The 14,735-nt window shown below is 73.2% G+C and carries 11 protein-coding genes; 6 read left to right on the forward strand and 5 right to left on the reverse strand.

Annotated features, from left to right (window positions below; all coding sequences use genetic code 11):
• Nucleotides 1-87 precede the first annotated feature (87 nt).
• Nucleotides 88-723 carry a DsbA family protein gene (locus AB0398_RS13730; RefSeq protein WP_366374703.1) on the reverse strand — a complete coding sequence of 212 codons (636 nt, stop codon included), beginning with the start codon at nucleotides 721-723 and terminating at the stop codon, nucleotides 88-90.
• Between the two features lie 148 nt (nucleotides 724-871).
• Here AB0398_RS13730 and pepN point away from each other — a divergent pair, with 148 nt between their 5' ends.
• Nucleotides 872-3,421, forward strand: coding sequence for an aminopeptidase N (gene pepN / locus AB0398_RS13735; RefSeq protein WP_366374705.1), 2,550 nt, complete (start codon nucleotides 872-874; stop codon nucleotides 3,419-3,421).
• A 182-nt stretch (nucleotides 3,422-3,603) separates the two neighbouring features.
• The gene (locus AB0398_RS13740; RefSeq protein ID WP_366374707.1) at nucleotides 3,604-4,614 is read left to right on the forward strand and encodes a hypothetical protein; all 1,011 of its coding nucleotides are present in this window, start codon (nucleotides 3,604-3,606) and stop codon (nucleotides 4,612-4,614) included.
• A gap of 1 nt (nucleotide 4,615) precedes the next feature.
• Here the strand turns inward: AB0398_RS13740 and AB0398_RS13745 are convergent, their stop codons facing one another.
• From AB0398_RS13745 to AB0398_RS13760, 4 genes are all read right to left on the reverse strand, one after another.
• Complete coding sequence (locus AB0398_RS13745; protein WP_366374709.1) at nucleotides 4,616-5,770, reverse strand: serine hydrolase domain-containing protein; 1,155 nt, start codon at nucleotides 5,768-5,770, stop codon at nucleotides 4,616-4,618.
• Nucleotides 5,771-5,872: 102 nt separating this feature from the next.
• Nucleotides 5,873-6,358 carry an NUDIX hydrolase gene (locus AB0398_RS13750; protein WP_366374711.1) on the reverse strand — a complete coding sequence of 162 codons (486 nt, stop codon included), beginning with the start codon at nucleotides 6,356-6,358 and terminating at the stop codon, nucleotides 5,873-5,875.
• Nucleotides 6,359-6,601: 243 nt separating this feature from the next.
• Nucleotides 6,602-7,483, reverse strand: a complete 882-nt coding sequence (locus AB0398_RS13755; RefSeq protein ID WP_366374713.1) for a pyridoxamine 5'-phosphate oxidase family protein — start codon at nucleotides 7,481-7,483, stop codon at nucleotides 6,602-6,604.
• A 69-nt stretch (nucleotides 7,484-7,552) separates the two neighbouring features.
• Nucleotides 7,553-8,008, reverse strand: coding sequence for a VOC family protein (locus AB0398_RS13760; protein WP_366374715.1), 456 nt, complete (start codon nucleotides 8,006-8,008; stop codon nucleotides 7,553-7,555).
• A 138-nt stretch (nucleotides 8,009-8,146) separates the two neighbouring features.
• Here AB0398_RS13760 and AB0398_RS13765 point away from each other — a divergent pair, with 138 nt between their 5' ends.
• The 4 genes from AB0398_RS13765 to AB0398_RS13780 all read left to right on the forward strand — a co-directional run bounded on the left by AB0398_RS13765 (nucleotide 8,147) and on the right by AB0398_RS13780 (nucleotide 14,694).
• On the forward strand, nucleotides 8,147-8,689 hold the full coding sequence (locus tag AB0398_RS13765) for a CGNR zinc finger domain-containing protein (RefSeq protein WP_366374717.1): 543 nt from the start codon (nucleotides 8,147-8,149) through the stop codon (nucleotides 8,687-8,689).
• Nucleotides 8,690-8,863: 174 nt separating this feature from the next.
• A complete protein-coding gene (locus tag AB0398_RS13770; RefSeq protein WP_366374719.1) occupies nucleotides 8,864-12,184 on the forward strand; it encodes a S8 family serine peptidase in 3,321 nt (1,106 codons plus the stop codon).
• A 172-nt stretch (nucleotides 12,185-12,356) separates the two neighbouring features.
• Nucleotides 12,357-13,373, forward strand: coding sequence for an aspartate-semialdehyde dehydrogenase (locus AB0398_RS13775; protein WP_366374721.1), 1,017 nt, complete (start codon nucleotides 12,357-12,359; stop codon nucleotides 13,371-13,373).
• A gap of 85 nt (nucleotides 13,374-13,458) precedes the next feature.
• Nucleotides 13,459-14,694 (forward strand): TerD family protein, encoded by a 1,236-nt coding sequence (locus tag AB0398_RS13780; RefSeq protein ID WP_366374722.1) that lies wholly within the window; start codon nucleotides 13,459-13,461, stop codon nucleotides 14,692-14,694.
• Nucleotides 14,695-14,735: the final 41 nt, after the last annotated feature.

Raw genomic sequence — 14,735 nt, forward strand, 5'->3', positions numbered from 1 at the left:
CTTCTCAACCTTCACGTGCGGGCGGAATGAGGAAGAACCCCCGCGATGACGTGAATCGCGGGGGTTCTTCTGTGCCTGCGGCGGTGACTACTCGAAGCTCGGCGCCGCCGTCCGGGTGCGCTTGATCTCGTAGAAGCCCGGCGTCGCCGCCACGAGCAGCGTGCCGTCCCACAGCCGGGCCGCCGCCTCGCCGCGCGGGGCCGGGGTGACGACCGGTCCGAAGAAGGCGACCTCCTCGCCGTCCGGGCCGGGCACCGCGATCACCGGGGTGCCGACGTCCTGGCCGACCTTGTCAATGCCCTCCTTGTGGGAGGCGCGCAGCTCGGCGTCGTACGTGTCCTTGTCCGCGTACTCCACCAGGTCCTCGGGCAGGCCGACGTCCTTCAGCGCGCCGACGAGCGCCTCGCGGGTCGGGCCCTCGCCGTTGTTGTGGAAGCGGGTGCCGAGCGCGGTGTAGAGCTTTCCGACGACCTCGTCGCCGTGCAGCTCGCGGGCGGCGATCACCACGCGGACCGGGCCCCAGGCCTTGGTCTCCAGCATCTCCCGGTACTCCTGCGGGAGCTCGTCGAGCCGGTCCTCGTTGAGCACCGCCAGGCTCATCACCTTCCAGCGCACGTCGACCGGGCGCACCTTCTCCACCTCCAGCATCCAGCGGGAGGTCATCCAGGCCCAGGGGCACAGCGGGTCGAAGTAGAAGTCTGCGGTGGTCCTGCTCTCGGACATGTCACTCCTCGGTACGGCCGCGGGAAGAAGAAGGTGGTGCGCCGAAGGGGGAGAACGCCACGGACCCGGATGGGCATTCCCGTGTACCGGGCGACAGGGGCACATGGGAGGATCGGTGCTGTTTCGAACGTGCCACGAAGGAGTGACCGTGCCCGGTGAGAATCTGTCCCGCGACGAGGCCCACGAGCGGGCGGCACTGCTGTCCGTCGACGGGTACGAGGTCGACCTCGACCTGCGCTCGGCGGTCGGCGAGTCCGACGAGGCGGTGCGCACCTTCCGCTCGGTGACGACGATCCGCTTCCGCCGCACGGGGACGGGCACGAGCACCTTCGCGGACCTGATCGCCCCGTCCGTGGAGGCGGTGACCCTGAACGGGCGGTCCCTGGACCCGGCGGAGGTCTTCGACGGCGCGCGGATCGCGCTCGACGGCCTGGAGGACGAGAACACGCTCGTCGTGGAGGCGCGGTGCGCCTACAGCCGGACCGGCGAGGGCATGCACCGCTTCGTCGACCCGGAGGACGGCGAGGTCTACCTCTACACGCAGTACGAGCCGGCCGACGCCCGCCGGGTCTACGCCAACTTCGAGCAGCCCGACCTGAAGGCGCCGTACCGCTTCTCGGTGACCGCGCCGGAGGAGTGGACGGTCTGGTCGAACGGCGCGGGCGAGCGGGACGCGGAGGGCGTGTGGCGGTTCGCCGAGACGGCGCCGATCTCCACGTACATCACCTGCGTGGTCGCCGGTCCGTACCACTACGTGACCGACACCTACCGGCGCGGGGACCTGGAGATCCCGCTCGGGGCGATGTGCCGCAAGGGGCTCGCGAAGCACTTCGACGCGGACGACGTCTTCCTGATCACCAAGCAGGGCTTCGACTTCTTCCACGACAACTTCGACTACCCGTACCCCTTCGGGAAGTACGACCAGGCCTTCGTCCCCGAGTACAACCTCGGCGCGATGGAGAACCCGGGCATGGTGACCTTCCGCGAGGAGTACGTCTTCCGGGGCAAGGTCACGCAGGCCTCGTACGAGGCGCGGGCCAACGTCGTCCTGCACGAGATGGCGCACATGTGGTTCGGCGACCTGGTCACCATGGTGTGGTGGGACGACCTGTGGCTGAAGGAGTCCTTCGCGGACTTCATGGGCTCCTTCGTGAACGCCGAGGCGACCCGCTTCACGAACAGCTGGGTGACCTTCGCCAACAACCGCAAGTCCTGGGCGTACCGCGCCGACCAGCTGCCGTCCACCCATCCGATCACGGCCGACATCCGTGACCTGGAGGACGCCAAGCTGAACTTCGACGGCATCACGTACGCCAAGGGCGCCTCGGTGCTCAAGCAGCTCGTGGCGTACGCCGGGCGGGACGCGTTCCTGGAGGGCGCGCGCCGCTACTTCAAGCGCCACGCGTACGGGAACACGCGCCTGGGCGACCTGCTCACGATCCTGGAGGAGACCTCCGGGCGCGACATGCGGGCGTGGGCGAAGTCCTGGCTCCAGACCTCGGGCGTGAACGTCCTGGCGCCGGACGTCACCTACGACGCCGAGGGCCGGATCACCGAGCTCGCCGTCCTCCAGGAGGGCGACGAACTGCGTCCGCACCGGACGGCCGTGGGCCTCTACCGGCTGGACGCGGACGGCGCGCTCACCCGGTACGCGCGGGCCGAGGCGGACGTCACCGGCGTCCGCACGGTGGTGGCCGACCTGGCGGGCGAGGAGCGGCCGGACCTGGTGCTCGTCAACGACGACGACCTCACCTACTGCAAGATGCGCTTCGACGAGGGCTCGCTCGCCACCCTGCGGGAGCACCTCGGCGACGTCACCGACCCGCTGGCCCGCGCCCTGTGCTGGTCGGCGCTGTGGAACCTGACCCGCGACGGGCTGATGCCCGCCCGGGACTTCGTCGCCGTCGTACTGGCCTTCGCGGGCCGCGAGACCGAGATCGGCGTGCTCCAGATGGTGCACGCCTGGACGAAGTCGGCCGTCACCCTGTACGCGGCTCCCGAGTGGCGCGAGGAGGGCGGCCGGCTGCTCGCGGAGGGCGGGCTGCGCGAGCTGCGGGCGGCGGAGCCGGGCAGCGAGCACCAGCTCACCTGGGCGCGGTTCCTCGCGGCGACGGCCTCCTCGGACGCCGACCTCCAGCTCCTGGAGGGGCTGCTCGACGGCACGGCGCGGATCGACGGCCTGGACGTCGACCAGGAGCTGCGCTGGGCGCTGCTCTCGCCGCTCGCCGCGCACGGGCGGGCGGACGAGGTCCGGATCGGCGAGGAGCTGACCCGGGACGACACGGCGACGGGCAAGCGCCACCAGGTGCGGCTGCTCGCCTCGCGCCCCTCGGCGGCGGTCAAGGCGCAGGCCTGGGCGCAGGTCGTCGAGTCGGACGCCCTGTCGAACGCGCTGGTCGAGGCGACGATCACGGGCTTCGCGCAGCCCTCGCAGCGCGAGCTGATCGCCCCGTACGCCGAGAAGTACTTCGCGACGATCGAGCGGATCTGGGCCGAGCGGTCGATCCAGATCGGCATGGACGTGGTCCGGGGCCTGTTCCCGGGGCTCCAGGACGACGACGCGACGCTGGCCGCCACGGACGCCTGGCTGTCGTCCCACGAGTCGGCCGCGCCGGCCCTGCGGCGCCTGGTCCTGGAGGCCCGCGACGACCTGGCGCGGGCCCTGCGCGCGCAGGAGTGCGACCGCGCGGCGGAGTGACGCCCGGCTGAACGCGGCGGGGGTCGCGGGCTTCGGCCCGCGGCCCCCGCCATCGCGTGCGCGGGGCGGGGACGTGCCCCATCGGCATTCGAACGCGCGTACTTTAGGGCGAGCTTGTCCCCAATTGTCGACGAGCGTGTAACAGGGGTTAGGGGAGCCTTCGGAAGCGGAAGACCCCCGGCATGAACCACAACGCCCCCCTCACCCCCCGGCCCCTCCCCCTCTCCTCCCGCACCGGGAAGCCCCAGCGCCTCGCCAGTTCCGACCAGTTGAGGGCGCAGGGCGTTCCCGCCGCCGACGTCGCCGCGCGGTGCCGGCCCGGCGGGTGGCAGCAGGTGCTGCCCGGCGTCTTCCTGCTCCAGCCGGGTCCGCCCACCAGCGAGGACCGGCTGCACGCCGCGCTGCTCTACGCCCGCAGGCCCGGGACCCTGCCGCAGCAGGGTCCGGAGGCGATGATCACCGGGCTCGCCGCCCTGACCCTGCACCGCTTCTCCTCCGCTCCCCCGCTCACCGCCCTGGAGCGGATCGACGTCCTGGTGCCGCGCACCCGGCGGCTGCGCTCGACCGGCTGGGTGCGGGTGGTGCGCGCCCCGGAGGTGCCGGAGCCCGTCCAGCTCACCGGTGTCCCCGTCGCCCCGGTCGCCCGCGCCGTCGCCGACGCGGTGTCGGGCCTCTCGGAGGCGGAGGCGGAGGCGGTCCGCGCGCTGCTCACCGAGGCGGTGCGCGGCGGACACTGCGAACCGGGTTTGATCGTGCGGGAGCTGAGCCGGGCCCGGCTGCTCTCCCGGCCGCACGTGGTGGACGCGGTGGACGCGCTGCTCTCCGAGGGGCGCTCGCTCTCCGAGGAGCGGCTGTACGCGCTGGTGCGGGAGTTCGGCCTTCCGGACCCGCTGTGGAACGTGGACCTGCGGCTGCCGGGCGGCCCGCACCTGGGCGGGGTGGACGCCTACTGGCCCGACCAGGCGGTGGCCGTCGAGCTGGACACCCGGGCGCCCCGGCAGGACGACGACGAGCTGTGGTCCGAGCACGCCCGCAAGCGCGAGCACCTGGAGCGGCTCGGCATCACGGTCGTCCACCTCACCCCGCGCAAGCTGCGCGAGGCGACGGACCAGCAGGCCGCCGTGGTCCGCACGGCCCTGATGGCCGCGCCGGACCGGCACCCCGCCGCGTACGTCGTCGTCCTGCCCCGGTGAGCTAGCTCCGGGGGGAGGTGCCGCAGAACTCGGCCTCCAGGACGGCGGCGCCGTCGCCGGTCCAGTCGGCGTTGAGGTTCAGGGCGAGGGAGTGCTCGCCGTCGCGGGTGACCCGGCCCTCGGTGGAGGAGCCGTGGATGCCGCCGGCGTGGCCCCAGATCTCCTCGCCGCAGCTCAGCTTCTCCCACATGATCCCGAGCCCGTACCGGATCCGCGGGACCTCCGGGGCGATCTGGACGGTGGTGGTCAGCTCCCGCATCTCCGCCTTCGGCAGCAGCCGGCCCTTGAGCAGGGCCCGGTAGAAGGTCTGGAGGTCGTTCGAGTCGGAGATGATCTCGCCCGCCGCTCCGGCGATGGACGGATTGAGCCGGGAGACGTCGTGGACGGGCGCGCCGGGGTCCTGGGAGAGCGTGGACCAGGCCGGGCTGCTGGGCCTCGGCATCGACGGGCGGGTGCCGGGAACGCTGGTGGCGCGCAGCTTCAGGGGCTTGATGATCCGGTTCTCGACGGCCTTCCCGTAGGGGCGGCCGGTGACCTTCTCGATGATCATGCCGGCGAGGACGTAGTTGGTGTTGGAGTAGCTCCAGCTCGTGCCGGGCTCGAAGTCGGCGGGGTGGGCAAGCGCCACGTCGACGAGCCGGCGCGGGGTCCAGGTGTCGTAGCGGTGCTCCAGGAAGCCGGGGCCGAAGACCTTCTCCTGGAAGCCGGGGTCGGAGGTGACGTCGAAGACGCCGCTGGTGTGGTTGAGGAGCTGGCGCACGGTGATCCGCCGGCCGTCGTGGCCGTTGCCCCGGACGACGCCGGGCAGCCACTTCTCGACCGGGTCGTCGAGGTCGATCCGGCGCTCGGCCTGGAGCTGGAGGAGGACGGTGGAGACGAAGGTCTTGGTGAGGGAGCCGACGCGGTAGCGGTCGTCGCCTCCGCGCTCGCCGGCGGTGCCGGTCCAGTTCCCCCGTCCGTCGCGGGCCTGCGCGACGGCGCCGGGCACGCCCGCGTCGACCTGCGCCTGGAGCGCGCGCTGGGTGGCCGCGTGGCCCCGCTGCCGGGGTTCGGAGGCCGCGAGGGCGGGGGTGGCGAGGGCGGTGGCGGTGAGGCCCGCCGCGAGGACGGCGGCGACGGTGGTGCGGAGGGTACGGGTGGTGCGTACGGCTGGCATGCGGGCTCCCCTGGGACTCTGCGCGGCGTGTGCCTCGGTCGGCGGGCAGGACTCGCCGGGGTGCCGGGAGGGTTGAGCGGACCGGGGGTGGTTGAGCCGTTTTCAGCCGTTCGCCGGAAGGGCGGGGTCGCGCGGCACGCTCAGCCGGGAACGGCCGGTCGGGGGCCGCTCGCGCCACAGGTCGAGGCCGATGTCGACGAGTTCGACGCGGGGCAGTCCGGACACGGCGGAGAGCGGGTGCCAGGCGGCCAGGTCGGTGGAGCCGCCGGTCTCGTGGCGCAGTTCGCCGCCTGCGATCCGGGCCTCGTAGACGATCCGGAGGCCCTGGAAGTCGCCGGGTCCGGCGAAGCGGCGCGGCCAGGAGCGCCGGACGGAGTCGATGCCGAGGAGGGCGACGGGTTCGGCGGTGTAGCCGGTCTCCTCCTCCACTTCCCGGACCATGGTCCGGGCGGGCTCCTCGCCGTGGTCCATGCCGCCGCCCGGCAGGGTCCACAGCCTGCTGCCGTCGCCCGCCACCCAGCGGGCGAGGAGGATCTCGTCGTCCCGGACGCACACGGCGTAGGCCGCCACCCTCAACTCCTGCTTCATGAAACGAGGTTAGACCCAGTACGCGGGACACGTCCGTCCCGTCGCGGGGGCGGCCGCGAGGCCGGCGGCGACCAGGAGGAGGCAGGCGAGGGCGAGAAGGCCGATAAACGACCAGAAGGGCGTGGCCCGGAGGGCGACGACGACGGCCGTGGCGGCGGTGGCGCCGAGGAGGACCCGGGGGCGGGGCCGGGCGGGCGGCCGGGGACGGGGGGCCCGGGTGGGACGTTCGCGTGGGCCCCGTCGTCAGGGCGTGGCCGGGTTCGCCGGGGAGTACTCCGGGGGCGACCAGCGCAGGGGGCTGGCCCCCGGCGTCTCCACCACGCGGTCGACGCGGAAGCGGACCACCCGCTCCCCGGAGCCGTACTCGGTGCGCGCGAGGCCGCCGAGCTGGAGGGTCGTCCCGGTCTCCCAGTCCAGGAAGAGCAGGCCGGTGCGGCCGTCCGACTCCAGGTTGCCCAGGGTCAGGAACATCGCGTTGCCCGGGTAGTCCCGCCAGCTCAGCTCCCGGGGCCCGTCGACCCGGACGAAGCCGGGGTTGCCGCCCCGGTGGCTCGTGTCGGCCCCGTCGGGGGCGGCGGTGGCCACGAAGAAGGTGTCCGCCGTCCGGACGCGGTCCGCCTGGGCGGGGGTGAGCGTCGCGCCGTGGTGCGGGGTGCCGGTTCCGGGGCCCGCGGGCTCGGAGCCGTACCACTCCCTCTTCTGGAGGTACTTGGGGCAGTTGGAGAAGACCTGTTCCGCCTCGACGGTGAAGCCGCGGCGGCTGGGGCGGGCGGTGCCGTTGAGGCGCATGCGGCGGCGGGTGCGGGGATCGAGGGCGAGGGTGCCGACGGGCGTGCCGGCCTCGGTGATCGCGCCGGCGAGCGGGTCGTGGGCGGGGACGCCGCCGGCGACGGAGACGGTGTGCGGGCCGGTGGCGCGGGCGAAGCCGGGCGGGCCGGTGAGCAGGCTCGCCCAGACGTGCCCGGCGGCGTCCGCCGCGCCGATCACCAGCATCGGCTGGGCCTCCAGGAAGGCGGCGGCGACCGGGCGGATGCCGGCGCCGACGGAGCGGCCCACGTGCTCGGCGAGGTCACGGACGCCGACGCGCTCCTGCACGGCGAGTGATCCGGGGTGGTAGGCGTCCATGGGGTTCCTCCGGGGGGTGTGGGCCGGGTTCCGTCCGGGGCCTGTCCGGCGATCAGGGTCGGACAGGCCCTAGAAGAAGCCGCAGGCGGGGGCCGTGCCCGACGGGGCCGGGGCCGTCTCGGCGCCCTTCGGGACGGAGATCTCCAGGCGGGTGCCGTCGGGGTCGTGGAAGAAGATGCCGCCGGCGGCCGCGCCCTCCCGGTGGGCGACGAGGCCCTCGTACGCGAACGTGGCGCCGCGCGCGGTGAGCGCGGCCTCGGCGGCGCGGACGTGGTCGACGGACTCGGCCTCGAAGGCGAGGTGGTGGAGGCCGGGGCGGCCGGAGTCGTAGGCGCCCTCGGCCTGCTGCCAGAGGGTGATCACCAGGCGGCCGTCCCGGCCGAGGAAGGCGTGGCCGCGCTCCCCCTCCGCGCCCCTCCCGAGCACCTCGAAGCCGAGCACCTCGGCGTAGAAGGCGAGCGAGCGCTCCAGGTCCGTGACGTTGATGCCGACGTGGTGGGTGGTGAGCGTGCCGATCGCGGACATGACGGTTCCCTCCCGTGCGGGCCGCCCTGTGTGAGCTAACCCTCTAATTCGACATTAAGGGTTAGTCGAAGCAGGCGTCAACCGCTCACGTACTCTTGAGGGGTTAGTGTGCGAGGAGAACGAGGAGGGTGCCCGCCCATGACCGCCGTCGACCCCCGGCCGCTCACCGGCGAGCCCGTCTCCCTCGACCTGCTCAACACCCGCTGGATCGAGGAGGGCGCCCGCCGGGACCTGCTCACCGGCGTCGACGGGCTCGCCGTCTGGCTCGCCGCCAACGGTCTGGCGGGGCGGTTCACCGCCGACGCCACCACCCTGCGCCACACCCTCGCCGCCCGGGACGCGCTCGCCGCGCTCGTCGACCGCCCCGGCGACCCCGCCGCCACCGCCCGCGTCGACGCCGTCCTCGGCCACGGCCGCATCCGGGCCACGCTCACCGCCGAGGGCCCCGGCGAGGAGCCCGAGTTCGCGGACCCGGCGTGGGGGCCGGGCTGGACCGCCGCCCGCGACCACCTCGACCTGCTGCGCACCGCGCCCGACCGGATCCGGGCCTGCGCCCACGAGGCGTGCGTCCTGCACTTCTTCGACACCTCGCGGAACGGCACCCGCCGCTGGTGCTCGATGGCGGTCTGCGGCAACCGGGCCAAGGCCTCCCGGCACCACGCCCGCTCCAAGGAGGCGTGACGCCCCGGTCGGTACCGCTTTGCCCCCGGTGGCGCATCGGGCGCGCTGGCGGATTCACGCCATGACGCACACCTTCTCCCTGTCAACTCTCCCCAAAACCCTGTCATTTGCGAAAGGCTGAGCGGTCATCCGGAACCGATATCCGGACCCTCTCCTTCACAGACAGGGATGTACATGGCCACCCCCCAGACTCCGGGCCTCATAGCCCGGCGCCCGGTGCCCGGACAGAGACGCGCCGCGCGCATCGCGGCCGCCACCGGTCTCGTCGCCGCGCTCGTCGCGGCCGGCACCGTGCCCGCGTTCGCCTCCGACGACCCGGGCACCACTCCCCCGGTCAAGTCCTCGGACTCCGCCGACAAGCTCGGCGCCGTCGACGCCCAGCGCCTCGTCGAGGCGCAGGAGAGCGGCGAGAAGAACGTCACCGTCCTCGTCGCCACCGCCCCCGGCGCCACCGAGCAGGTCGCCGCCCAGCTGGACGCCGTCGCCGGTGCCTCGGTGGGCAAGCGGCAGGACGCGCTCGGCTACGTCCGCGCCACCCTGCCGACCGCCAAGGCCGAGGCCGCCATCCGGGCCGCCACCGCGCTCTCCTCGGTCCAGGCCGTCGACCTCCAGGCCGAGATCCCGCTCGACGACCCGCGTCCGGACACGGGCGGCTCGAAGGGCCCCGTCGAGGGCACCACGGTCAAGAAGACGTACCCGGCCCCCAGCAGCAAGACCCCGGCGAGGAACCCGTACAACCCCTCGCACGAGACGGGCGCGGTCGACTTCGTCGAGAGCCACCCCAAGGCCGACGGCCGCGGCGTGACCATCGGCGTCCTGGACTCCGGCGTCGACCTCGGTCACCCGGCCCTGCAGAAGACCACCACCGGCGAGCGCAAGATCGTCGACTGGGTGACCGCCACGGACCCGCTGACCGAGGGCGACGCCACCTGGCGTCCCCAGATCACCCCGGTCGCCGGCCCCGTCTTCACCTCCTCCGCGCAGAGCTGGAAGGCCCCGGAGGGCTCGTACCAGTTCAGCCGCTTCACCGAGTCGATCACCGCGGGCGGCGACCCGGCCGGTGACATCAACCGGGACGGCGACACCACCGACGTCTTCGGCCTGCTGTACGACCCGGCCGCCGGAACCGTCCGCGTGGACACCGACCAGAACAACGACTTCACGGACAACGCGCCGATGAAGCCGTACAAGGACGGGTACCAGATCGGCTACTTCGGTACCGACGACCCGGCCACCGAGGTCGTCGAGAAGACCCCGTTCGTCGTGGAGATCCGCAAGGACGTCCCGATGGACCCGGCCGGCGGCACCTGGGTCGGCAAGAAGGCCGACTTCGTCAACGTCGGCCTCGTCGAGTCCTCGCACGGCACCCACGTCGCCGGCATCACCGCCGCCCACGGCCTCTTCGGCGGCAGGATGAACGGCGCGGCGCCCGGCGCGAAGATCGTCTCCTCGCGCGCGTGCACCTGGACCGGCGGCTGCACCAACACCGCCCTCACCGAGGGCATGACGGACCTCGTCGTCAACCGCGGCGTCGACATCGTCAACATGTCGATCGGCGGCCTGCCGCAGCAGAACGACGGCGACAACGTCCGCGCCCGCCTCTACACCCGCCTGATCGACCAGTACGGCGTCCAGCTGGTCATCTCGGCCGGCAACTCGGGCCCCGGCATCAACACGATCGGCGACCCCGGCCTGGCCGACAAGGTCCTCTCGGTCGGCGCGGCCGTCTCCAAGGACACCTGGGCCGCCAACTACGGCTCGGCCGTCGACAAGAAGTACGCCATGTTCCCCTTCTCCTCGCGCGGCCCGCGCGAGGACGGCGGCTTCACCCCGACGATCACCGCCCCCGGCTCGGCCGTGAACACCATCCCGACCTGGCTGCCGGGCGCCGGCCTCGCCGAGTCGGGCTACACGCTGCCCGCCGGCTACGGCATGCTCAACGGCACCTCGATGTCCTCGCCGCAGGCGGCGGGCGCGAGCGCGCTGCTGCTCTCGGCCGCCAGGCAGAAGGGCATCGCGCTCTCCCCGCTCACCCTGCGCACCGCCCTGACCTCCACCGCCCAGCGGATCCCGGGGGTCGCCGCGCACGAGCAGGGCGCCGGCCGCATCGACATCGAAGAGGCCTGGGAGTCCATCAAGGACGGCGCCACGGCGCACGACTACACGGTGCAGGCCCCGGTCGACACCCTGATCTTCCCGGCCCCGCGCACCGGCACCGGCGTCTACGACCGCGAGGGCGACCTCAAGGTCGGCCAGAAGCGGGTCTACGACGTCACCGTCACGCGCACCAGCGGCCCGGACCGTCCCGTCCGGCACGACCTGGACCTCAAGTACAACGACGGCACCTTCCGCATCGTCAGTGACGACCGGATCTACCTGCCGCTGAACAAGCCGGTCACGGTCAGGCTCCAGGCCAAGGCATCCTCCGCGGGCGTGCACAGCGTCATCCTGGAGGCCGACGACGAGCGCACCGAGGGCGTCGACAAGCAGATCCTCGCCACCTCGGTCGTCGCGCACGACCTGGCCGCCCCGGCCTACGGCTACACCGCCAGGGGCTCCGTGCAGCGCAACAGCACCACCTCCCACTTCGTCACCGTGCCCCAGGGCGCCAAGACGCTGGAGGTCGCGCTGTCCGGTCTGAAGGAGAAGAGCCAGACCCGGTTCATCGCGATCCACCCGGTCGGCGTCCCGGTCGACCCGACCGCGACCACGGGCTGCTACCCGCACTACAACCCGGCGAACACCTGCCGCCCCGACCTGCGCTCCTACCCGAACCCGACGCCGGGCGTCTGGGAGATCGAGGTCGAGGCCCGCCGCACGTCGCCGGACCTGGACAACCCGTACACCCTGGGCGTCTCGGCGCTCGGCGTCGACTTCGACCCGGCCGTCCAGACCGTCCCCGAGGCGAAGGTCGGCACCCCGGCCCCCGTCCAGTGGAGGGTCACCAACCGCTTCGCGGGCATCGAGGGCACCCTCAAGGGCGGCTCCCTCGGCTCGCAGAAGACCGAGACGCCGACCATCCGGCACCACGAGACGCACACCCGGACCGTCACCATCGGCGAGGGCGTCGAGCGGCTCGACATCGGCATCGGCAACACCTCCGACCGCGCCGCCGACCTCGACCTGACCGTGCTGCTCAACGGCAAGCAGGTCGCGCAGGCCGCCGACGGCGACTCGGAGGAGGCCGTCTCCCTGGTGAAGCCGGCCGCGGGCACGTACACCGTCGTGGTCGACGGCTACTCGGTCCAGGCCGAGGGCGGCACCACGTACGACTACAAGGACGTGTACTACTCGTCCGCGCTCGGCACCGTGAAGGTCGACGGCTCGAAGCCGGCCGCCCTGCCCAACGGCGGGTCCGCCACGGTGACGGCCGAGGTCGTCGTCGCCGGCGCCGCTCCCGAGGGACGCCAGTTCTTCGGCGAGGTGCAGCTCGTCAACGCCCGCGGCACCGTCGCGGGCACCGGCAGCGTCGTGATCGGCGCGGTCACCCCGTAACACCGCGTGACGGGGAGGGGCGGGTGCCGGTTCCGGCACCCGCCCCTCCCCCGTTTCCCCCGTCTCCGTCCCGGACCTTGGACAATGGATTGGACAAGGCGACCGTGGTCGCCCGCATGATGGACGAGCAGCACCCCCGCCCATACGTCCCCATGAGCACGGAGGAGTCCCCGTGAAGGTCGGAATCGTCGGAGCCACCGGTCAGGTCGGCACAGTCATGCGCACCATCCTGGCCGAGCGGAAGTTCCCGCTCGACGAGCTGCGGCTCTTCGCCTCCGCCCGCTCCGCCGGCACCGTCGTGGACGGCGTCACGGTCGAGGACGCCTCCACCGCCGACTACACCGGCCTGGACATCGTGCTCTTCTCCGCCGGCGGCGCCACCTCCAAGGCCCTCGCCGAGAAGGTCGCCTCCCAGGGCGCCGTCGTGATCGACAACTCCTCCGCCTGGCGCCGCGACCCCGAGGTCCCCCTCGTCGTCTCCGAGGTGAACCCGCACGCGGTCAAGGACCGCCCCAAGGGCATCATCGCCAACCCGAACTGCACCACGATGGCCGCGATGCCGGTCCTCAAGCCGCTCCACGAGGAGGCCGGCCTCGTCGCCCTCGTCGCCACCACCTACCAGGCCGTCTCCGGCTCGGGCGTGGCCGGTGTGGCCGAGCTGGACGGCCAGGTCAAGGCCGTCGCCCAGGACGCCGCCGCGCTCGCCCACGACGGCGGGGCCGTCGACTTCCCGGAGCCCGGCGTCTACCGGCGCCCGATCGCCTTCAACGTGGTCCCGCTGGCCGGCTCGATCGTCGACGACGGCACCTTCGAGACCGACGAGGAGCAGAAGCTCCGCAACGAGTCCCGCAAGATCCTGGAGATCCCGGAGCTCAAGGTCTCCGGCACCTGTGTGCGCGTCCCGGTCTTCTCCGGCCACTCCCTCCAGGTCAACGCCCGCTTCGAGCGCCCGATCGGCGTCGAGCGCGCCCACGAGCTGCTGAAGGGCGCGGAGGGCGTCGAGCTCTCCGAGATCCCGACCCCGCTCCAGGCCGCCGGCAAGGACGCCTCGTACGTCGGCCGCATCCGCGTGGACGAGACCGTCGACAACGGCCTCGCGCTCTTCGTCTCCAACGACAACCTGCGCAAGGGCGCGGCGCTGAACGCCGTGCAGATCGCGGAGCTGGTCGCGGCCGAGCTGAAGGGCTGAGAGCCTGCGGTACGCGTACCGGAGGGGCGGTCTCCCGTTGTGGGAGCCGCCCCTCCGGCGCGTCCGGCCGTGCCAGAGTTCCCCCATGAACCGGATACCCGAGGGGGACGGCGTGCCGGTGCCCCCGCAGCCCCTCCATGTGGCGATCGGCTGGCAGACCGGGCACGGGGTGCCCGACGTGGACGTGTCGTTACTGCTCCTGGGCCCCGCGGGGCGGGTGCGGGGCGACGCCGACCTGGTCTTCTGCAACCACCCCGAGCACCCCTCGGGGGCCGTGCGGCACCTGGGCGGGTCGGCGCCCGGCGCGCCCGGCGACCGGGCCGCCGACTGGCTGTGGCTGGACCTCGCGCGCGTGGAGCCGGACGTGGGGCGGCTGGTGGTCGCCGCCTCCGTCGACGGGGGCGGCTTCGGGCGGGTGCCCGGCCTCGACGTGCGGGTCACGGACGCGGCGGGGGCGCCCGTCGCCTACCGGGTGGTCGGGGAGGCGACGACGGAGACCGCCTTCGTTCTCGGCGCGTTCCACCGGTGGGGCGACGGCTGGCGGTTCCACGCGGGCGGCCGGGGGTACGGCTCCGGGCTCGCCGGGCTCGCGACGGACTTCGGCATCGTGGTGGAGCCCCCGCCGCCCCCGATCCCGGGGCCGGGGTACGTACCGCCTCCTCCGTATGCGGCTCCGGCGGCCCCGGTCCGGGAGTACCCGGAGTACCCGGCTTACCGGGAGTACGAGCGTCCGGGGCCCCCGCCCCCGCCCGTCCCGTACGGCCCCGAGTTCCGGCCCGCCGTGTACCAGGGGCGCGGCAAGGAGACCGTGCACTGCGACCCGGGGCTGCCCGGGGGCTGCTGGGTGCTCCTGGAGGTGGAGTCGTACCACTCGCTCCTCACCACGGTGCAGTCCTGCGACGCCTACGGGCGGGCCGAGGACTTCCTGCTCATGGCGTACGAGGACGACGTCCGGGCCCGGACCGTCGCCCTCGTCCCGCGCTCCCGCCCGCTGACCCTGCGGGTGGACGCCGACGCCCCCTGGACGCTGCGGGTCCTCCCGCTCTCCCACGCGCGCCGCTTCGACAGCCACGTCGAGGGGATCGCGCACGACCTCGTGGTCTACGAGGGGCCGCCCGGGGTCCTCGACTTCCTGCACCACGGGGAGGGCCACTTCGCCGTGCACCGGCACGCCCCGCCGGAGGACCCGCTCCACGACGACGAGGAGCGGATCCAGCTGGTCAACGAGATCGGCGAGGTCCGGGTGAGCGCCCCCGTGGCGGGTCCCGGGCTGCTCCGGATCAGCGGCGACGGGCCGTGGAAATGTGCCGTGCGCCGCTGAGCCGCCGCGTGGAAGGATGGGGCCAATCGTCATGAAACAGA

It is taken from the genome of Streptomyces sp. NPDC086147 (genome assembly GCF_040702165.1).
GTDB lineage: Bacteria > Actinomycetota > Actinomycetes > Streptomycetales > Streptomycetaceae > Streptomyces.